Origin of the sequence: Paenibacillus sp. MDMC362 (genome assembly GCF_003269305.1) — a bacterium.
Classification (GTDB): Bacteria; Bacillota; Bacilli; order Paenibacillales; family Paenibacillaceae; genus Paenibacillus_AQ.
Window position 1 is genome coordinate 130226 of the sequence record NZ_QLYT01000030.1, and the last position, 20148, is coordinate 150373.

General features: G+C 50.1%; 17 protein-coding genes. 7 read left to right on the forward strand and 10 right to left on the reverse strand.

Annotated elements, in window-relative coordinates:
- Positions 1 to 4: 4 nt before the first annotated feature.
- The 3 genes from DP091_RS16305 to DP091_RS16315 form a co-directional block, all read right to left on the reverse strand.
- Positions 5 to 1507, reverse strand: coding sequence for an MDR family MFS transporter (locus DP091_RS16305; RefSeq protein ID WP_113059283.1), 1503 nt, complete (start codon positions 1505 to 1507; stop codon positions 5 to 7).
- A gap of 246 nt (positions 1508 to 1753) precedes the next feature.
- Positions 1754 to 2161: a VOC family protein gene (locus DP091_RS16310; protein ID WP_113059284.1), complete on the reverse strand. Its 408-nt coding sequence runs from the start codon at positions 2159 to 2161 to the stop codon at positions 1754 to 1756.
- Positions 2162 to 2428: 267 nt separating this feature from the next.
- Positions 2429 to 4891 (reverse strand): UvrD-helicase domain-containing protein, encoded by a 2463-nt coding sequence (locus tag DP091_RS16315; RefSeq protein ID WP_113059285.1) that lies wholly within the window; start codon positions 4889 to 4891, stop codon positions 2429 to 2431.
- Positions 4892 to 5324: 433 nt separating this feature from the next.
- Between DP091_RS16315 and DP091_RS31915 the strand changes: the two genes are divergently transcribed.
- Complete coding sequence (locus tag DP091_RS31915; protein WP_258394583.1) at positions 5325 to 5453, forward strand: hypothetical protein; 129 nt, start codon at positions 5325 to 5327, stop codon at positions 5451 to 5453.
- Between the two features lie 402 nt (positions 5454 to 5855).
- Here the strand turns inward: DP091_RS31915 and DP091_RS31920 are convergent, their stop codons facing one another.
- From DP091_RS31920 to DP091_RS16340, 5 genes are all read right to left on the reverse strand, one after another.
- A complete protein-coding gene (locus DP091_RS31920) occupies positions 5856 to 6128 on the reverse strand; it encodes a hypothetical protein (protein ID WP_258394584.1) in 273 nt (90 codons plus the stop codon).
- A gap of 168 nt (positions 6129 to 6296) precedes the next feature.
- Positions 6297 to 7424, reverse strand: a complete 1128-nt coding sequence (locus DP091_RS16325) for an ArnT family glycosyltransferase (RefSeq protein WP_113059286.1) — start codon at positions 7422 to 7424, stop codon at positions 6297 to 6299.
- Positions 7425 to 7574: 150 nt separating this feature from the next.
- Positions 7575 to 7805, reverse strand: coding sequence for a hypothetical protein (locus DP091_RS16330; RefSeq protein WP_113059287.1), 231 nt, complete (start codon positions 7803 to 7805; stop codon positions 7575 to 7577).
- Positions 7806 to 7902: 97 nt separating this feature from the next.
- Entirely contained in the window at positions 7903 to 9759 is a 1857-nt protein-coding gene (locus tag DP091_RS16335) for a bifunctional diguanylate cyclase/phosphohydrolase (RefSeq protein WP_113059288.1), read from the reverse strand.
- Between the two features lie 266 nt (positions 9760 to 10025).
- Positions 10026 to 10643 (reverse strand): DUF5317 domain-containing protein, encoded by a 618-nt coding sequence (locus DP091_RS16340; RefSeq protein WP_113059289.1) that lies wholly within the window; start codon positions 10641 to 10643, stop codon positions 10026 to 10028.
- Between the two features lie 298 nt (positions 10644 to 10941).
- On the opposite strand from DP091_RS16340, the gene DP091_RS16345 reads away from it, so the two are divergent.
- A complete protein-coding gene (locus tag DP091_RS16345; RefSeq protein ID WP_113059290.1) occupies positions 10942 to 11145 on the forward strand; it encodes a cation transporter in 204 nt (67 codons plus the stop codon).
- Between the two features lie 185 nt (positions 11146 to 11330).
- The gene (nfsA, locus tag DP091_RS16350; RefSeq protein WP_113059291.1) at positions 11331 to 12071 is read left to right on the forward strand and encodes an oxygen-insensitive NADPH nitroreductase; all 741 of its coding nucleotides are present in this window, start codon (positions 11331 to 11333) and stop codon (positions 12069 to 12071) included.
- Positions 12072 to 12675: 604 nt separating this feature from the next.
- Here the strand turns inward: nfsA and DP091_RS16355 are convergent.
- Positions 12676 to 14994 carry a helix-turn-helix domain-containing protein gene (locus tag DP091_RS16355; RefSeq protein ID WP_113059292.1) on the reverse strand — a complete coding sequence of 773 codons (2319 nt, stop codon included), beginning with the start codon at positions 14992 to 14994 and terminating at the stop codon, positions 12676 to 12678.
- 378 nt (positions 14995 to 15372) lie between these two features.
- Here DP091_RS16355 and DP091_RS16360 point away from each other — a divergent pair, with 378 nt between their 5' ends.
- The 4 genes from DP091_RS16360 to DP091_RS16375 all read left to right on the forward strand — a co-directional run bounded on the left by DP091_RS16360 (position 15373) and on the right by DP091_RS16375 (position 19226).
- Entirely contained in the window at positions 15373 to 16353 is a 981-nt protein-coding gene (locus DP091_RS16360; protein WP_113059293.1) for an ABC transporter permease, read from the forward strand.
- 31 nt (positions 16354 to 16384) lie between these two features.
- Complete coding sequence (locus tag DP091_RS16365) at positions 16385 to 17269, forward strand: carbohydrate ABC transporter permease (protein WP_113059294.1); 885 nt, start codon at positions 16385 to 16387, stop codon at positions 17267 to 17269.
- Positions 17270 to 17334: 65 nt separating this feature from the next.
- Positions 17335 to 18888: an extracellular solute-binding protein gene (locus DP091_RS16370; protein WP_113059295.1), complete on the forward strand. Its 1554-nt coding sequence runs from the start codon at positions 17335 to 17337 to the stop codon at positions 18886 to 18888.
- Between the two features lie 158 nt (positions 18889 to 19046).
- A complete protein-coding gene (locus tag DP091_RS16375; protein WP_113059296.1) occupies positions 19047 to 19226 on the forward strand; it encodes an aspartyl-phosphate phosphatase Spo0E family protein in 180 nt (59 codons plus the stop codon).
- A gap of 32 nt (positions 19227 to 19258) precedes the next feature.
- On the opposite strand, the gene DP091_RS16380 is transcribed toward DP091_RS16375, so the two are convergent.
- On the reverse strand, positions 19259 to 20074 hold the full coding sequence (locus tag DP091_RS16380; RefSeq protein WP_113059297.1) for a TatD family hydrolase: 816 nt from the start codon (positions 20072 to 20074) through the stop codon (positions 19259 to 19261).
- Between the last annotated feature and the right edge of the window lie 74 nt (positions 20075 to 20148).

The following is a 20148-nucleotide window of genomic DNA, read 5'->3' on the forward strand; positions in this document are numbered from 1 at the left end:
GCCATTAGGCTCCCTTGGCCTTGGCAGGTACGGACACTCGTTCGTTGCCCATCATCAGCACGAACACGAGAGCCAGCACCGCTGGCACTAGCGCCCACAAGAACGTATTCGAAATGGAATCCGCCAAGGAGGCCGTGATCTGTTCACGTACGTTCGGCGGAAGCTGGCCCATCACTTCAGGTGAAAGCGCAGCATCTGCATTTAACTCGGCACCGGCTGGCGCGTTTCCTCCGGCATCCGCGAGTCGGCTGTTGAGGCCGTTGCGCTGGATAATCCCGAAGATCGTAATCCCCACCGTCATGCCGAAGGAGCGAAGGAAGGAGTTCGTTGATGTGGCCGCGCCGCGCTGTCTGGCATCAAAGTTATGGATGGAGGCCATGCTGAGCGTGGAGAACGAGAACCCGACGCCAAAGCCGGTCAGGATCATGAAGACCGTCAACAGGTAGCGCGGCGTATCCGGGCTTATCGTGCTCAGGCAGAAAATACCTGCAATAAAGCACAAGACGGACAGAATCATGATGTTTCTAAACGAAGTCCGGGTCGTCAGCATACCGCCGCCTTGGCTGCCGACTACGCTGCCGAGCATCATCGGCATCAGAATGAGGCCCGAATTGGTTGCTGACCCACCGTACACTCCGCTAACAAAGATCGGGATGTAGATCGTTGCCACGATAAAGGTTGCTCCATAGAACAAGGCCACGATATTGCTGGAAGCAAACAGGCGTTTACGGAACATTTGAAACGAAATAATGGGTTCAGCCGCTCGGGTCTCTGCCAATAGAAACACAATAAACAGAGCAATGAATCCCCCGAACAAGCCCAGAATTTGCGGTGAATCCCATGCATAGGTTTGCCCGCCCAGTTCCAGACCGAACATCAGGCAGATGATCGCGCCTACAAGCGTTGCAGCCCCCGTCCAGTCAATCTTTTGTTTGGCATGAGAACGGGACTCCTTGTAGGAGGTCATGATGAAGATAAAGGATACGATTCCGATTGGAACGTTGACATAGAATATCCATTCCCAGCCGATGCTGTCGGTAATAAAAGCGCCCAGCAGCGGTCCCATAATGCTGGAGGTGCCGAACACGGCACCGAGCAAACCCGTCATTTTACCGCGCTTCTCCGGCGGGAACAGGTCAAACACGATGGTAAAGGCAATCGGCATAAGTGCACCGCCGCCGATTCCTTGAATCGCCCGGTAAATAATAAGCTCTGTCATGTTGTTCGCCATCCCGCAAAGGGCCGAACCGATCAGAAAGACAACCAACCCGAATATAAAGAACCGTTTCCGTCCATACATATCGGATAACTTACCGAAGATCGGCGTACCGGCCATAACGGCAACCATGTAGATCGAGGTTACCCAGACGACTTGGTCGAAGCCCTGGAGATCGCGAATAATCGTCGATAAAGCAGTGGCTACAATCGTGTTATCGATGGCGGCCATGAAGATGCCGAGCAGCAGACCGGCCACGACCAATTTAATGTTGCTTTGTTGTGCATTCATGTTAAGGATACTCCTTTTCCATATTCAACTATGTACATATTATTCAAATTTGAATAATTCGGTGGTTATATTGTAGCCGGATTAACAGATGTTGGCAAGATGTTTAATGGCACGGTCTTTCTCTACATTCTGCACAAGAAAAAACAAGGCCAACCCTGATTTACGGGATGACCTTGCGATAATAAGGAGTTAGCTGCCGGAATACCTTCGCGTTAAGTCGCGCTGCCAGCTGTGCCTGTTTAAGACCTAACAGTTCATCTGTGGCGATTTGGGATCCAGCTGCATGAATTCGATCCGGTTGCCGTCCGGGTCCCTGGCCCAGCACTGCCAGTTGAAGTCTTTTCCTTGAACCGGCTCGGCGTCCAGCTTCACGCCCTGATTGCGGAGATGCTCCGCGATGCGCTCGATGTCTTCCACCTCAAGGCAGAGATGGGAGAATCCGACGGGCCGATTTACATGCCCCGGTTTATTTTGCCCGCCGTAAAACAACTCGATAAATTGTCCCTCGCATACCTTAATGTACTCGATCCACGGCTCGCCCTGGTCGTTCGGGATATCAAAAGCACGGGTGAAACCAAGAATATCGCAGTAAAAATGCAGGGACTTCTCCATATCGGCTACGTCAAACGCCAGATGGGCTATTCCTTTAATCATGACGGCATTCCTCCTCGGTATGTATCGAAGCATGAGATAGGATGATTTCTTAAGTCCATTGTAACGCATTCTGTATGCGCTTCCATATAAATTTCCAAATCGGGAAATTAAAACAAAGGAGAGAAAAGGACCGACCTGATACGTTCGCTGAAGAACGGTAAGGGTCAGTCCTTTTGCATATTAGATAGCGGTTTACAAGCATATGGATGAAAGATTGCAGCAAAATGATCGATGTCATGGTTTGCGGTATTTCAAGTAACTAGCTCCCTAACGCCTAATGTGCATCGGAACCTCTTTGCGCCCCTGCTTCATCGGCGAGTGGCATAGAGGACAGGCCTTGCTCTCCCGATTTCGTGTGCCTGCCGGGATACTTGCGTTGACCCGCTGCCAGCCTTTGCAATTGGCGCTGGTGCACAACCACACGTCGACGATCTCTGTCGCGGTGGATGCAGTCTGATGCTGCGAGCTCGGAGCGGAGCCTGAATCTGATCCGATTCGTTGGCTCCTCTGACTGGTTGTGCTCACCGTTGCCCGCCCAGCAGAAGAGGGCAGGGAAGAGCGCTTGGTTGAGGTTGAGGTCTCTATGCGGATCGTGCGTTTAGCCGTAAAGGATGTACGGGTCTTTGACCCGACGACCTTGTTTGGTATACGGTTGCCTTGTTTGCTCTTCTCGTCCGTGACGAATACATCGCGAAAGAAGCGGGAAACCTCCGCTTTTCGTCCCCGGTAAAAGCCCGGCGAACTGACAATCAATTCATCCCGTGCCCTGGTGATAGCGACATAAGCTAATCTGCGCTCCTCTTCCAGTGCATCCAGCGCCTTATCCTCCTTGTCCGACAGCGGACGCTGATCGTCCCTGCGCTCGGCGTCTAAAGCGGACGTATGCGGCAGAATGCCCTCGCTCGCCCCGATCAGGCATACCGAGGGAAACTCCAGCCCTTTGGATTTATGGATCGTCATTAAGCGGACGGCATCGGCCTGCTCGTCCCGTTTCATGGCCGCCATTTCCTTATGAATGACGATCAGCCGATCGACAAATTCAACGAACTCAGCGATATCGCCAAAACGCTTCGCCGAGGCCTCCAATTCATCCAGTCCTTCCTGTATGAATTCCTTATGGAGGGTGATCTCCTGACGTTCGTCTGCTTCCAGAAACTTATCGTAGAATTGCCGCCTCATTTCCTGTACGGCTTGAAGGGGCTCCATCGCCTTTAGACCCTTTATGAGCTTAGTGCGATCTCTAATATTCGCGATCTGGAAGTCCTTCAGGCCGGGAAAGGATAGAAGATGCGATAGAGGCCCCTTCTTGGGGCGCGGAGCATCCTGCTGCCGGATGAACGCCATCCCTTTGTCGCGGTTGATGTACAGCGTATGAAGCATGCCCTCCATCGCCGTGAAATTGCGCCGGTCCAGCGACAGCCGCAGATGATCCATGAGCGGTTTAACGATCCACTGCTCGTAGAACAGTTCTCCGTTCTCGTAATGTATGAACGGAATTTCCCGCATTACGAGCTGCTCGAAGATCGCCCGGCTGTTGTTCGCGGTTCGGTACAGAATCGCATGATCGCGGTACTGTTTTCCGTGCTCCCGGACCTGTTCGGTAATATGGGTCAGCAGCAGCTCCGCTTCTTGGTCGGGATCGCCTGGACGAAGATACAGCGGTACGCTGCTGCTCTTGCGGGTAGAGCGCAGCTGCTTGGGACGGCGGCGTTCATTGACACGGATAATTTCATTCCCCAGCCCGACGATCGACGAGAGGGATCGATAGTTGATATCCAGCGTCACCACCTTGGCCCCGGGAAACGTCTGGTCGAATTCCAGAATGAATTCGTTACGCGCGCCATTGAAGCCATATATCGTCTGGTCATCGTCACCGACAACCATCAGGTTGCGATGCGGGGCGACCATCTTCTTCAGCAGCTCATAGGGCAGCAGCCCGGTATCTTGAAACTCGTCGACCATCACATAATGGTACCGCCTTTGAAGGGAAGCCAGCAATCCGGGATCCTGCGACAGCAGACGGTAGGACAAAACCAGAATATCATCGAAATCCATCTGGCCGTGGTCTTCCTTCCACGCTTCATAGCGGGCGAAAATTTGCCGTTGCTCGACTTCCGCAGGTGTTTTGACAGGCAGCTCGTCAAGTCCGGTCATACTCATCCGATGGGCAGACCAGAGGGATAGCAGTGTCTCGGCTTCGTAGCTGTCCTGCAAGCCCATTTCTCGAAGGATGCGCTTCATAATAAATTGCTGATGCCTAGAGTTACTCAGGATTTCCTGCCTGTAGCCGCGGGTTCGCAGCAAGTATAAGAAGAAGGAATGGAAGGTTCTTGCCGTTACCTTGGCGGTTTCGCTAGCCCGTAACCCGGGAAGCGCCATGATGCGTTCCTTCATCTCGGCTGCCGCTTTGGATGAGAAGGTGACAAGCAGGATGGAAGACGGATCGATCTTCTTGGCCGCAATGAGGTAGCCTGTCCGGCTGACCAACACGGAGGTCTTTCCGGAGCCGGCGCCTGCAAGCGTAAGCAGCGGTCCTTGCGTATGTCGTACAGCTTGGATTTGGGCGCGGTTCAGCAGCAGCCCTTGTGATTCCAAGCCGCGAAAAAAAGCCGCATCCGGGGCGTCATCGCGGATCAGGTCCTGGCTGTTCTCGAAGGAAGCCAGCTTGGCAAACGGAATATCCTGACGCTCGCCGCCGTACGGGCGTTTATAGAAAGGTATGGATGTCATGAATTTCACCAATCATTTCGTATTTCGATTATCGTCCTACCAGTTTACCGGATTCTCGGAAGTCTGGCAAAGCGCAGGATATGGATGAGAGACGTGAGGCGGGTACTTGATAGACTGATCACGTTGACCCATTTCATTTATGGATTGCCCATATATAGTTACACTAGGTTACTTGCGGAATGCAGTAACCTATACTCTATTCCATCGATTTCATAAGTCAGTTCCGGAAGAAACTCCTTGGTAGTTATATTTAGCGTGTTCTGGTCTATCTCGTTGTATCTAACATCTGGAATAAAAATAATAAGCACAAGAATAGAATCCATAAAATCTAATGGCAGCACAACCGCTGATATGAACCAACTTCACATCCGGGGGAGCGTTATATTATTTAAGGAATGTTCTAAGGAAGAGACCATGTTCAAGGAGGAATCTCATGCTGGTTGTTATTGCTATTCTGCAGCTCATCATGATTGGCATTTTGCTGAACATCAACGGCAAGCTGAAGCCGCGGCAGGCGCTAGCAGCGCGGATCATTCATGACCTGAATCATTTACATGAATAATAAAATCCCGGACCCGAATGTAGGAAGTCCGGGAGAGCTGTTCCCCCTATGTGATATTGTACATCGTGCGTAATGCTCCATGTAGCACGGTGTGTAATCCGGGGGAGGCTTGGATGGCTGGGCACCCTTTTTCAATGTCAGCACGCATGTAGAAGCAAACGAATTTCGCTAAAAGATCATCACTCGGTCCAGTTCCACAACCGCACTTCCCCGACCCGCAGTTCCGGCGAGGAGTAGCCTTCCCAGTATTGATCTTCGCTGATGCCATCGTATCCAGTATGCGCAAGTGCTGTTCTTGAACCTGCCGCGGCTGGGTTTCGAGCGTCTTCCGAAGCTCCTTGGCCCTTTGAATACCATCCTCCAGACTCGCCGCAACGCCTTGTTCGTTGGCCAATTGAAGCATCAATTCCTTTGTTGCCAGTTCTCTAAGGAACGCAGCGTCATCAGGGAGGGGCTCGGTGCTATGGCGAGGTTATTCTTATAGGCAGTTAAATGGGTATGCGTGATGGAAGTGGGGCCGACTTGAACCAGCGCCTGTCCGTTCATGTTGTCGTTCATGCGATGATGCTGGCCCGAGCGATTCGAAGCATCCGTGAAGAAGAGTATGATGCTTACCGTCAGAACGCTGGCCACAGCGATACTGAGAATGGCGATAAATTTAAGGTTTATTTTCATACCTGACACCTCTCTTGACAGGGATATACGAACACGAAGTTATAATATAGACGTTTCATCAGCATGAAAGGTTCTAGAACAACGCGAAAAAAACGCCTGAAGGCACAAGATATAAGTGCTTACAGACGCAAAAGTTACATGATGTTGGAATGACAGGCTTCGCGTTACTTACTTACGAAGCAGGCGGGTCTTATGGGCATAGACAATCGCTTTGTCCACGAGAAAAGCAGCGTAGAGGAGCAGGAAGACCGCATAGGGAAATCCGGTGCCGTCCAGGCTGGGAACCAACCATTCAGCGGCTATAAAATACAGCAGCGTCAGCAGCACCGGGAGCTGCCGTTTCAGGTAGTATTTCCAAACCGACCAGATGACGCCGGCTGTCCCGGCAAACAGCATGAGGAGACGGACGGCGTCCAATGCGGATTGCACGACCTTTCTGGCCTCCTCGTTTCCGATCGCAGCCGCATATTTGGAGGTGCGGCCGGCATATATGCTCCGGAAGAGATGAACCAAAGGGTTGCCTTCGATGTATCTCGATTCCAGCCACAGCGAGGCAAGATTCCACGGACCGGACATATACATCAGACGATTGAAAAGCGGGATGTTCAGCCACCATGGAGATAAGATGAGCAAATAACCTGCGCTAATAAGAAGGAGCCCGCCGGTTACGATTTTGACCGGACTGCGGTACTTGATCCAAAAGGCAATGAACAATACAGGATACAGCAGCGCTTGAAGGTTGTAACAAGCCATAAGCGCTGTAAGCGCGCCGGCAGCTGCGTACCAGCCAGCCTGCTTCAATTCTAGCGCTCCGATGACGGCGCAGACCAGAAGAAGCATTAAGGTCTGCATGGTCGTATCCGGCAGGATCAGCCGGACCGCGCCGTAGGCCGGCCAGAACAGCGCGTAGATCAAACATGACAGAAAAGCGATTCGCGTGTTAAACATGTAGCGAGACAGCACAAAAACCAAGTATACGGAAAATGCATGGAAGACGCATTGGAGGAGCTGGTAGGCAATCAGGGCGGCATCCATGCTTCCGAATAAGGCGGTAAGTCCGGCAATCATAAGCGGCACACCGGGCATGACGCTGGAGATATGTTCTTCCTGCTCTCCACCGGGGTGGCTGATCATGGCCGCACTTTGGATATATCGTTCTTCGATCACACTGCTTATGCTCGGGGAACGTTCATGAAGACCGGTAAGAACCAGCAGACATGACATAACCAGAACCGCTGCAATCAGTACCAGCAGCATCCTTCGCTGCACACGGTTTAACGTCCATATGGAAAACAAAGGGTCCACTCCACTCTGTATATAATCTCTAAGTTTAAATCCGTATTCACACGCTTATATTTTAAAGAAAAGACGGTGAAATAAAAAGGCTCCGCCAAAACGGAGCCCATAATTTCAAGTTGCGCTGCAGTGACAAGGTCAGTCCTACTTTTAAAAGCCGCTGTGATACTTATCATTGCTGGATGAACGCTTCTTTGACGTCCCGTCCCGCTGCTTCTCTTCCTGACGCTCCAGTCTGGCGTCTTCCATCGGAATCGGGTCCACATGCTGTTCGCTTTCATGTTTATCGAACAGGCTTTCTTGTTCCGTCGGGTATTGTTCAGGGTGATCCATGTTGCCGGGACCGTTGTGAAGCGGGAGATCCTTTTTCTTGTCATTCACCGTTTCTCACCTCATTCATCGTTATGATACTACCTTTATACCTTATTTGGGGAAGTATCAAACATGAAGAGGTGATAATCGGAGGGGATCGGTCTCTTTAAGATGTCTCCGAACCCGCTGCAGGCTGCTGCTGCGCTTCTGCTTTGAGTCTTAAATAACGAATAAACAGCTCAACAAGCTCTGGATCGAATTGCGTGCCTGAGCAGCGGAGCAATTCCTCAATTCCCTCCTCGAAGGTTTTCGTTTTCTGGTAAGGTCTTTCCGTTGTCATCGCGTCAAAAGAATCGATAATGGTCAGCATCCGGCACAGTTTGGGGATTTGGCTGCCCTTGAAGCCGTGCGGATATCCCCCGCCATCGTATCTTTCATGGTGTAATTCAATGTAAGGAACCAGTTCCTTGAACTTCTCGTTCGTTTCCGCGATGCGTTTACCCCAGCTGACATGCCGTTTGACGGTTTCCCATTCACCGGCCGTGAGCTTGTCCCGTTTGTTCAAGATCCCCCAAGGAATCTCAAGCTTGCCGATATCGTGTATGAGTGCGCCGAGTACAAAAGTGCGCCGCTCCACACTATCGAGCCCGAGCACTTCGCTGATGTCCATGGCATAGCGGAATACCCGTTTGGAGTGTTTGAACGTATCCACATCTTTATACAAAAACAGCTTCAGCTGCTGCTCGATATCACGGACGTCCTCCGCGAAGTCGATCTCGGATTCTTTTTCGGCGCCGCTCCCGTATACGTGTACACTATTCTTGCCCTGCTTCTTGGCATAGTACAGCGCCTGATCGGCAAGCTCGACAAGCTGTGACTTGTCATGGATGTCAATCCGATAGGACGCAACGCCGGCAGAGAAGGAGAGACACCCGGATGGGAATATCTCAACGCCGTCAAAATAGGTATCGTTCAATTTTTTGCGGAGCCTGTTAATGAAGGAACGTGCTTTGTTGTCATCGTAGCCCGGCATGAGAATCGTGAATTCCTCACCGCCGAAACGAGAGGCCACCACTTCAGCCGTTTCGGATTCCACCTTGAGGTAATTGCCGAGAAATCCGAGCAGCATGTCCCCTTTCAGGTGACCGAATTGATCATTGTATTTCTTGAAATCATCGATATCGATCATGGCCAGCGACAATGGCGTCTCATTAGCCTTGGCTTTCTTGATCTCGTCCTCCAGTAAACTTTCGAAATAACTGTGATTATACAGGCTCGTCCGTTGATCCTTGATTGCTTTTTCCTGTACCTCGTTATACATCGTGAACAGCTGTTTAAAGGAATAAGAGAGCATCACACTCAGGCCGATGAATAAGGTGAGGCCGAATACGCCGTTATGTACGATAAGAACGGAGAGGACCAGTGACAGTATGAGTGTGCTCAAATAAACGAGCAGGGTGTCCTTAATGAAGGACTTCAGAATGTCGTATAAAGATCCCCGGTATAACAAGTAATAATAAAATCCAAGCAGAAAAACGTTAATAATGAAATAGACGAGCAGGGCGCCAAGGTAAGCCCCAAAATGATCATTGATGATAGGACCCGATTGCCCTCCTGCTGCCTTGAAAACAAATGAGGAACCAACAATCATGAGTGTGTATATGGAGAAATTGACAAAATGCTTCCAAAAAGGGATCTTTCTGTCATACAGTGCTGTTGCAAGAGTATTAAATAGGATTACCGATAGAGCAAAAGGGGCGCCATATATAAATATGCAAGCTAAATAAACGGAAGAATCCATAGATTGCAAATTACCCTCAGGCGGCAGCTGGAAGGTGAAGTAATTTAATATTAGGGCAGCGCCTAACATTGCGTAAACCCATACCCACTGTGAAGGAGAGTAGTATATGAATTCTCCTTGATGTACTAGTAGAAAGGTTATACAGCCCATAAGTGAAATGAACACAAAGTACAGCTGTCCCGGAAGTTCCCTGGATATCTTAGGACGCTTGAATATGGACATAACGGTTTCTCCTCAATTAAAAAGCATGGTGTATTCTCCACATTTTAAGATAAATTCCGTCGCAAAACAACGAAAAAGATGTAAAAAAACAGGCTGAGCATTCCAGCCTGTTTTTTTTAAGTGTTTATGTTATCCCAATCTGTATCCGGAAGTCAGAGCGACAACAACGGAAGCAACGATGATCGCATTCAATACGATACGGGAATACTTAATTTTATCAGTTTTCTTCATAGTTCTCCCTCCTTTCCAGGTGGTATGATGTATGATTAATTCTGCGGTTCAGCATGTTCAGTCGTATCGGATTTGCGTATTAAGGTTTGAACATTGGCATTCTTCCCGGAAGTCATAAGATGGACAATGTAGAAGAATATCCCGATATTCATGATAATATCTCCGATACTGATTACCTGCGTTCTTGGATAGGGTGGAGATAACGGAATGATGTCACCAAGAAGAGACAGGCGGGTAGAGGCGTCCATTAGATAGTGCTTGGTAGTAGCTGTGGCATCCATTAGCATGTCCACATAAACGGGATCCAGCACGGAGGCTGCGCTCATGGAAACGGGCATTCTGCCACCGTTCACTGCCATGACAAGGAAATTCAGAAAGACACCTGCCAAGATGCTGCCAAAACCTTTCTGATCCCGGTTCATCCAGAGAAAGATCATGCCGGCAACGTAGATGAACATAAAGACGTAGCCGCTTGCGGCTGCCAACCAATCAGAGTTCACTTGAAAGCGGAATATGAGCAGCTGCACAATCAGGAGTATGGGAAAGATTAAGCCGCCCTTCAGACGAATCTTACTGAATTGCTGCAGTCCATGACGGAGTCCGCCACGGAACAGCCCGACAATTAAGCCGAGTATGATGCCGTCAAATACCATGATAGAATTCCTACTTTCATAGTTCATTATCTCTGTAATAAGATAGTTCGACAGCGAATTGGTAATTCCTTCAACAAAAATCAAATTTTATGAAGAAAATTGGAAGGTCCGATAAAAAGCTTGTCCCTTCCTGTATGAAACTAATGAATTATGTACATTATAACAGATTGAGAGGATAAATCTTCCTACTTTTTTCGTGTTTCTGTTGCAGAAAGAAGCAAATTCTTGAGCTTTACATACTTATGAGGGGTATAGTAAGGTTGAATGGTACGACATTATATGATAGGAGGACGACGGCATGAAACAAGTGACGTTGACAGTGGTAGGCATGTCCTGCAACCATTGCGTGAACTCGGTGGAAGGCGCACTGAAGAATGCGGGAGCTTCTGGTAGAGTCGATCTTGCATCCAATACAGTGTCTATCGAATACGACGAAAACAAGGTCAGCCTTGAAGCATTAAAAGAAGCGATTGAAGAGCAAGGCTACGATATCGTGTCCTAACCAGACATTCCCTGGAATAATCCGAAGCCGTGAGCTTTGGCTAAAAATAGAGCCGGCTGCTGAAGGCGAACGACAGCAAGCCGGCTTTTTTGCGCGGTGTCACCTATCGCGTGAACTTGCACTGCTCAAACCGAAGTTTCATAATAGATGGAACAATGCTTTCAGCCTAAGGAGTGGATACCCCGATGAATGATACCATATCGCTTCTGATGAACCATCGATCGATTCGTAAATATTCGGATCAGCCCGTGTCAGAGGAGCAGCTTAGGGCCGTTGTGGCAGCAGGCCAGATGGCATCAACCTCAAGCAACGTCCAGGCATACAGCGTGATTGCCGTTACCTCTCGAGAGAAGAAGCAGCGGTTGGCCGCTTTAGCGGGAAATCAGGCGTATATTGTGGAATGCCCGGTATTTCTGGTGTGGTGCGCGGAGCTGTATCGTTTGAAAAAAAGCGCAGAGGCGCACGCGGTTGATCAAGAGACGTATGAAGATTCGACCGAGAATTTCATCGTGGCCACGGTGGATGCCGCTTTGGCTGCGCAGAATGCCGCGATCGCCGCGGAATCGCTTGGTCTTGGCATCGTGTATATAGGCGGGGTCCGCAACTCCATTGCTGAGTTCTCCGAGGCTTTGGAACTGCCGGAGCTGGTCTATCCGGTATTTGGCATGTGCCTGGGCTACCCGGACCAGGAGCCGGGGCTTCGTCCTCGGCTTCCGGTGGAGGCTGTCCTGCACCGCGACAGCTACAATCGTGCGGCTATAGAAGAAGTGAAGAACTACGATCGTACCTCTTCCGAATACTTGTCCCTGCGTACCCATGGCAAAAACAACACGCCGTGGTCGGCGCTTATGGCTAAACGCCTGGCAGAGCCGGTGAGGCTGCACATGAAGGACTTCCTGAAGGGGAAAGGGTTTATGGGGCGTTAGACATCGACAGAGAGAACGGGTACGGCGCTCTCGTAAATCAAGGACTGGTACGGATGTTCTTATGGGGAAAACTCCGAAGGGGAGCGGCTCTAGGAACTAAGCCCGGCCTCGAAACCAAGCGTAGCCACGGAACCAAGCCCGACCTCGGACCATCCCACATCAGCCGGCCACGGAACCAAGCTCCGCCATGGACCCAACCCCACATCAGCCAGCCTCGGACCATGCCTGGCTGATGTGGGATTGGTGGCGTAGAAGGCGAGGCGTGCACTGTAAGTCTAACCATAGCTTCCAAGCCGCAGGCCGGAACTAGTTGCAGCCACGGCAGTAACAGTATCGGACCTCAGATCCGTTATTTGCGCCATGGCTCATGTTTGCAGGATCTATCGGACACGCGTTCCGTTAAGTAGCTTATAATCCGAAAATGAGAGCCTTATTCTGTGAATAACGGACCTCATGTCCGCCGCCATGTACGACGCTTGAACGCAAGTCATAACACATAAAAAAGGGCTGTCCCAAAAGGTCATGAAATACGGACCAAGGGACAGCCCTTTTTTTCAGCGGTCTCTTTTTATATGGAGATTGCTGACCGGGATGATATGCCGATTTATTTGCCGATGCCCTGCTGACGGTATTGTCCGGGCGTGATCCCTTCAAGCTTCTTGAACATACGATTGAAGTAGGGAGGCTGATATCCGGCGGCCTCCGCAATCTCGTGAATGCGAAGATCGGTGGTCAGCAGCAATTCTTTGCAGCGGTTCATGCGTACGGTTGTCAGATAGTCTATATAATTCGTGCCCGTCATCTGTTTAAACGCTTTGCTCAGCTGGGATACACTGACGCCGGCTTCCATGGCCATGGCATCCAGGGACAAATCCTGCATCCCGTTTTGCTCGATTTGCTCCAGCACGGTTTCGACCAGCGATTTCATGGAGCTGTTGAAGTTCTTTGTTAACTGATCGAGGTAGGGTTCGATAATTTCTTTCTGGAACCAGGTCACGCAGGCCTTCGGATCCCGGAGCAGGGACAGCTCTTCCTGCAGATTGGAGAAATTGTACACCTGATATGGATTTAAGCCAGCCTGCAGCATAGACCGGTGAACGCTCGTGATTAACCGCATGAGGCCATGGTGGACATGCCACTCCGAGCCTCCCCCGGCCTGAAGCGCCGTTACGAAGCGGCTTAGGGAACGCAGCGCATCCCCCTGAAGCCCAAGATTCAAGGTATGAATGAAATCCTGCTCCAATTCCAGCGGGAAGTCGATCCAGTCGGTTTTCTGGGAAAGCACGGTTTCCGCTTCCAGCAGCTGACTGCCTGCATCGAAGGACCGGTAATGCAGCGCCCGCTTGGCCTGTTCGAGAATATGGGGAACATCGGTCCAGGTTGAGCTTGGTCCGCCCAATACGATGGTTGCCGACATGCGGAGCGTATCGCGCAACGCCCGCATGATCTGATCGCACAGCTCCTTCATCAAACGCGATTGTTCATCGGCTTGATGGGAGGCCGGAGCGATCAAGATGACGCCGAAGGAGCCGTCGAAGAAATTGATGGGATGCATATATGCGCTTATGTCCTCTGCCAGCTCCTGGATCACGTTCAGAGCGGCATACGTGAGAAGATGCTGATCGTTTTCTGTCAGAGGTGTCCGATCCTCCCCGTGGGTATGCTGCTGAAGCACGATGGCCGAGAACTGTTTATGGGTAATGTCAAGATCCATCTCTTGCAGCTTGAGCACATATTCGGACTCCGTCAGGTGGGCGGCTTGTCCGCTCAAAAATTGATTGATATAAGCCTCCCTGATCGCGGGCAGGGACCGCTTCCATTGGCTCTGAAGCGTATCATGCGAGAACCGGTACTGCTTCCACTCGTGTTCAATGTAATCAAGCTCATTGTATCGCGCGCTCGGTTTGGCCTGATCGCCGCCAATCATATTCAGCATCTTGCTGATAGGACGATACATGCTCTTAGAGGCAAACCAGCTTACAGCCAGTGATGCCGCAAGCGCAAAAGCAAAGCAAATCAGGATGATATGAGTATACGGCTTCGTTGGAGCAATGATTTTCGATTGCGGCGTGCCGGAAACATAGGTCCAACTTTGCTGCATTTTTTCGAATTGAACGGTATTCACCAGTAATACATCCTGGTCGACCGGAACCTTCAATCGCAGATGATTCGCACTCCGGGCATTCTCCGGTAGCTTCAGCTGTTCCTGAATCGCGCTCATCGCCTTCGGCATGCTGCGGCTCATCCCCGACTCTCCGATGACGTGACCATGGTCGTCCAGCAGGAACGAGAGATTCTCGCTATTGCGAATGACGTGCAGCTTCGACGGATCAATATAGATGACGATCGCGCCGTAGGGCGTATGACCGTTGAAGGGAAGTCGCATGACAAGCGCGTGAGAGGATTTATCCTTGTTAAAAGGCCGCTCCAGGTCGTGGACCCAGAACATGTCCGTATCTCCTTCCATAAGCCTGTTGAAGTTTAACGCATCCTGTTCCTGATCCAGCGTCCGCAGGCCGAGATCAGGCTCCATGATTTTATTTTGCTTTTTGATATAGAGATAGACCTGATCCACCAGCGGATCGGCATTCTCCACCAGGTTCAGAGTATTGAACAGCTCGTTCGTCTCCTCGATATCCGATACAAAGTCCATATCAGACAACGAAGGCTTGAAATGGGGCTTCACCACCATATTGAGGGCGTAGTGGACTAACTGGGTGAATTGCTCGTCTACTTGTCGCGCAGCGTCAACCAGGGCTTCTTCGTTCCGCTGCTGATATTGGTTAATCATATGCTGGTTGCCCACATAAAGGTAAACGGCCGTTATGGCCGAGATGGGGAGGCATGTTAACAAAACGGCAAGCGCGATGCTTCTCCAATACATAATACCTTTGAAAACGGATTCAGGATTCTGTTGCCTCATTACTTTAACCCCCTGTTGGCATAGACAAATCAAAGGCTTGATCGAAGCGAGCCGGTAAAATGATTACATACTATCATAGCGAATGAGTGGATGAGTTGAAAAGATCATATCTTCCTAATCGAGTTCGAGTCAACGTGACCGATTAACCGAATCGGACGTTCGTTTGCCGTGGAAAAAAAGTGCAATACAAGGAAACGAAAGGTTCCACAATGCCGTAGAGACCGAGCTTTCCCTGTGCCGTGCATCGAATGGGAGGGGGATTGGAGCCGACGGAAAAAAAGTGGAATTGCAGGGAATACTGCAACCGTTTACATTAGGACTACATTCCGTGAACGGTATGTTGAACGAGATGACAAGGCTGAAAGTGAGGGAGTATCGATGAAAGCACAAGAAACCGTTCAGTCGGCAAAAGGAAGCGGGAGCCCCCCCATTCCCGTGAAATCCAAAACGAAGTGGGGGAGGATATGGTCGGATGTTGTGCGCGACAAGTATTTGTACGTGCTGGCCTTGCCGGGTCTGATCTTTTTTATCATTTTCAAATATATTCCGATTACGAATCTCGTGATTGCCTTCCAGGAGTATTCTCCGTACTTTGGAGTGCTCGGAAGCCCCTGGGTAGGATTCGAGCATTTCACCCGGTTCTTCTCCAACGATGATTTCTGGATGCTGCTGCGCAATACGCTGGCGATCAGCTTTCTGAGCTTGATTTTCTTTTTCCCGGCACCGATCATTTTAGCTTTGATGCTGAATGAAGTGCGAAATTCCTTCTATAAGCGGACCATTCAGTCTCTGGTGTATATCCCCCATTTTTTATCCTGGGTATTGATCTATGGCCTTACGTACCTTATGTTCTCGCAATCGGAGGGCTTGTTTAATAAGTGGCTCATCTCGATGGATTGGGAGACGATCGATATTCTCTCCAACCCCAACTACTTCTGGGGGATGCTGACGGGACAATCCATTTGGAAGGAAGTCGGGTGGGGGACCATCATCTTTCTCGCGGCCATCGCCGGAGTGGACCCGCAGTTATATGAAGCAGCCGTAATGGACGGCGCGGGTCGGATGAGACGGATGTGGCATATTACCCTGCCCGCGATGCGCAACGTGATTCTGATACTGCTGATCCTCCGTCTGGGAACGATTCTGGATACGGGATTCGAACAGATATATCTGATGATGAATGCACCTGTTACCAATGTAGCTGAAGTGTTCGATACCTATGTATACCGGGTGGGGATTCGTCAGGGAGAGTTCAGCTACAGTACGGCTATCGGATTGTTCAAATCGATTGTCGGCGTCATTTTGGTGGTTACGGCCAACCGGCTGGCGAGGCGTTACGGTCAAGAAAGCTTGTACTAAAGGATGGGTGAAGACAAGGAGGAATAAAAGCATGCATGAGAAAGGATGGAAAACCAGGCTGTTCGGTCTTGTAAATAACGGACTGCTGCTGATCATCGGTTTGGCCACGATATTTCCGATTTATTATACCGTTATTTTATCGTTTACCGATCCGGTGGAGTATTATCAACGAAGCCTGATATTATGGCCGCGGGTATGGACGCTGGATGCTTATAAGCATTTACTCTCCAACGGATTGTTTGTCACCTCGATTTCCGTGAGCGTGTTCCTGGCTACAATCGGCACGCTGCTCAGCCTGCTTGTTACCGGGGGCTTGGCTTATGCGGTGTCCCGCAAACGCCTGCGGTTTCGCAAGGCAATCATGATTATGATCCTAATCACCTTCCTCTTCACGCCGGGATTGGTGCCGCTGTATTTGGTGGTTCGTAATGTGGGTCTCATTGACAGCATCTGGTCGCTTATCCTGCCCAGCTTGACCAGCGCATGGTATGTGCTGCTCATGAAGGGGTTCTTCGACAGCATTCCGGAAAGTCTGGAGGAAGCCGCGATGATTGACGGTTCGAATGATATCGGCGTATTCTGGAGAATTATTTTGCCTCTGTCGCTGCCGGCGCTGGTCGCTTTCGGATTGTTCTTTGCGGTCGGTTATTGGAATACGTATTTCAACGCACTGATGTTTATTAACGACCAGAAGATGTGGCCGCTGCAAGTATTGCTGCAAAATATGCTTGTGGACCCAACGACGATGGGGTCCGGGAGCGGCGGAGGATTCGCCTTCCAAGTGAACCGTCCCGTTCCAACGGAAACGTTGAAGATGGCGGCGGTCGTCATTGCAACCGTGCCGATCATGTTAGTGTATCCATTCCTGCAGAAACACTTCGCCAAAGGAGCGATGGTAGGCTCTGTCAAGGAATGAATCGATATACGTTTATCTGTCATCATGATCAGTCAGGAGAGAGGTATCATTATAAGGGAGGTCTAATGATGAAAAGAATGGAAACCAAGCCGGGGAAGTCGTTTTTAAAAATGTCGGGGGTGCTGCTCTTGGCAAGCTCGCTCTTGCTTAGCGCATGCGGCAGCCGTGACGGAAGTGCACCGAGCGACAACGAAGGCGGAACAGACAGCAGTGAACCTACAAGCATTACGATACAGACCCTGAATTATGCCACCGAATTCATAGACAACACCAATGCACTTTGGAAAGAGCTCGAGAAACGCACCAATACCAAGCTGAATATTACGTGGCTGTCGCCGTCCACGGCCGAAGAGAAGATCAATGTCATGCTTGCATCCGGCGATCTTCCAGAGGTTACTTTCGTGGAGACGTTGCAGAACCCGCAGCTGCAGAAAATGCTGAAGCAGGGGGGTTTCTGGGATCTGACACCGTTTCTTAAAGACTATCCTAATTTAAACCGCGAAGAATTGAAGGAAATGTGGGAAGTCACCAAGGTGGATGGCAAGAACATCGTCATTCCTCGTTATTATCCTAGCTATGGCGGCGGAGTGTTCCCGATGATCCGCAAGGACTGGCTGGATGCCCTTCAGCTGGAAACACCCAAAACGCTGGATGAGTTCCATAACGTATTAAAGGCGTTTAAGGAACAGGATCCGAATGGTAATGGACAGGCTGATGAGATTCCATATGCCGCAAATCCGGGGGCTCTCGCCTATATTTATAATATATTTAATGAGACGCAAGGGGCCTGGAAGCTTCAACCCGATAATACCCTGACTCCGATTATGACGTCGGACGAGTCTAGGGAGGCCATGTTGTGGATCAAACAGGCATACGATGAGGGATTGTTCCCTAAAGACTTCGCTATCATGAAGTTCTCGCAGGTAATGGATACGATGCGAAGCGCCAAGGCAGGGGTAGGGGGCATGTCCATGAACCATGCCTGGGTGACCGGCGAAGCTGTTAAAGGCGTTGATCCCAAGGCCGATCTGATGCCGCTTGCTTACTTGGAGAATACAAACGGGGTGAAGTATACGCCTTCAGGATCGCCGTATTATGGAGTATACCTGATCCCGAAGAAAGTGCCGGAGGCAAAAGTGAAGAAGATCCTCGAGTTTTTCGACTATGGTTATAGTCAGGAAGGCAATGAAATGTTGACTTACGGAATCGAAGGGGTCCATTACAACGTGGAGAACGGGAAGAAGGTTGCAACGCCGCAGGCCGCCGTGGATAAGACGGGTGACGGCAACTTGAACAATATGATTCACCTCGTCAGCGATGATATGGCTATCAGCGCGGTAGGGATGCCGGATGAAGTATATGAGCGGAACGTAGAGATCGTCACAGAGCGCAAGACGGTCAAGGTTCCGAACCCCTCGGGAGAGCTGTATTCGGAAGCCTACAACAAATACTATCCCGAGCTTTCCAAGAAAGTGGAGGATATGCGGGTCATGGTCATCACGGGCAAAGAACCGGTTGAATCATACGATAAACTGATCGAAACGATCAAGAGTGATCCGAAGATGAAGGAAATTACAGACGAGATGTCAAAGGCATATCAGGAGAAGTACGTTAAATAATGGAACCCAAAACCACAATGCTGCGGTTGGCATTGTGGTTTTTTTGGCGTGAATAACAGGAATAAGCCCTCCATGTCATATTTCTGATGTCTAACATTAAACATCCTATAATTTTACATTAAAGCATAAAATATTACATGAGGGGAGGATATAAAGTCATGGAAACGAAGGAAGGCATAAAGTTTAATATCGAGCAAGAACGGCATAAGCTTCATAAGATGAAGCAGCGGTATCGTGACTTTAATCATCCCAAAGTCCTCAGACAATCGATCGTGCTTGATGAGTTGATTAATCAATATAACCGATTTCTTCTTAAAGAGAACAAGCCGATTGCCTAAGCAACCGACTTGACCTGCATGAAGATTCTTTTTTATAGACCGTATAGTCTCGCGGCGTTCTCATATAAAATCCGGCGGGCCTCAAGTATGGACAGCCCCTTAAGCTCAGCCCATGCCGAAGCTACAGAAGCTGTCAACCGAGGATGGGTCATCTGTCCGGTGAACGGACCTTCGAAGGGCCAAGGCCCATCGGTTTCGGTCATGACGAGATGAGCCGGATACCTGCGTGCCATAGCGCGAATTTCTTCCTCATAGAGGATGTCGGGCGTAAAGGAAATATAGTATCCGTTATCCGCCATCCGCTGCAAGGTGTCACCGGAGCCCTTAAACCAATGAAAATGGGCACGAGTGACGCCGTATTTTTCGAGCAAATCACATGCGATATCCGCATCTTCATATACAGCGTGCAGAATCACCGGTTTATGATGTTTCTTAGCAAAAGCTATAAATTGCTCCAACAGATAGGCGTAAGGGCGGTTATCCCAAGGTCGGCCTTCCGATTCAGCCTCCAGCCTGGCGTAATAGGGGAGACCCACCTCTCCTACGGCAATCATCTCATTAGCATGCTCTGCCATCCAATCCAGCAGCTCTTCGGTTTCGTCAGAGGAGGGGAGGGGCTGCTCCGGATGATAACCGAAAGCCGGCCGCACCATCGGTTCGTACTGCCTGGCCAGCTCCAGATTTCGCTTGCAGGAAGCCAGATGCATGGAGACAGAGATGACGGATTGAACCTCATGATGGCGGATATCCGCGAGAATCGCTTGTTGATCGGATAACGAATAACTGTCCAGATGAATATGAGTGTCGATCAGGGGGAAATTCGCTTTACTCGGCATGAATGATTTCATCGTGACATCACCTCGCTTGCAAGCTTCCACGAAGCGCTTTGCCCCTCATGGATGTATGTATTACGCTGGCCTTC

What these genes read in the sequence shown, in the direction of transcription:
- DP091_RS16305 (WP_113059283.1), bottom strand. Translation starts at nt 1,507, where the DNA reads ATGAATGCACAACAAAGCAACATTAAATTGGTCGTGGCCGGTCTGCTG.
- DP091_RS16310 (WP_113059284.1), bottom strand. Translation starts at nt 2,161, where the DNA reads ATGATTAAAGGAATAGCCCATCTGGCGTTTGACGTAGCCGATATGGAG.
- DP091_RS16315 (WP_113059285.1), bottom strand. Translation starts at nt 4,891, where the DNA reads ATGACATCCATACCTTTCTATAAACGCCCGTACGGCGGCGAGCGTCAG.
- DP091_RS31915 (WP_258394583.1), top strand. Translation starts at nt 5,325, where the DNA reads ATGCTGGTTGTTATTGCTATTCTGCAGCTCATCATGATTGGCATTTTG.
- DP091_RS31920 (WP_258394584.1), bottom strand. Translation starts at nt 6,128, where the DNA reads ATGAAAATAAACCTTAAATTTATCGCCATTCTCAGTATCGCTGTGGCC.
- DP091_RS16335 (WP_113059288.1), bottom strand. Translation starts at nt 9,759, where the DNA reads ATGTCCATATTCAAGCGTCCTAAGATATCCAGGGAACTTCCGGGACAG.
- DP091_RS16340 (WP_113059289.1), bottom strand. Translation starts at nt 10,643, where the DNA reads ATGGTATTTGACGGCATCATACTCGGCTTAATTGTCGGGCTGTTCCGT.
- DP091_RS16345 (WP_113059290.1), top strand. Translation starts at nt 10,942, where the DNA reads ATGAAACAAGTGACGTTGACAGTGGTAGGCATGTCCTGCAACCATTGC.
- nfsA (WP_113059291.1), top strand. Translation starts at nt 11,331, where the DNA reads ATGAATGATACCATATCGCTTCTGATGAACCATCGATCGATTCGTAAA.
- DP091_RS16355 (WP_113059292.1), bottom strand. Translation starts at nt 14,994, where the DNA reads ATGAGGCAACAGAATCCTGAATCCGTTTTCAAAGGTATTATGTATTGG.
- DP091_RS16360 (WP_113059293.1), top strand. Translation starts at nt 15,373, where the DNA reads ATGAAAGCACAAGAAACCGTTCAGTCGGCAAAAGGAAGCGGGAGCCCC.
- DP091_RS16365 (WP_113059294.1), top strand. Translation starts at nt 16,385, where the DNA reads ATGCATGAGAAAGGATGGAAAACCAGGCTGTTCGGTCTTGTAAATAAC.
- DP091_RS16370 (WP_113059295.1), top strand. Translation starts at nt 17,335, where the DNA reads ATGATGAAAAGAATGGAAACCAAGCCGGGGAAGTCGTTTTTAAAAATG.
- DP091_RS16375 (WP_113059296.1), top strand. Translation starts at nt 19,047, where the DNA reads ATGGAAACGAAGGAAGGCATAAAGTTTAATATCGAGCAAGAACGGCAT.
- DP091_RS16380 (WP_113059297.1), bottom strand. Translation starts at nt 20,074, where the DNA reads ATGAAATCATTCATGCCGAGTAAAGCGAATTTCCCCCTGATCGACACT.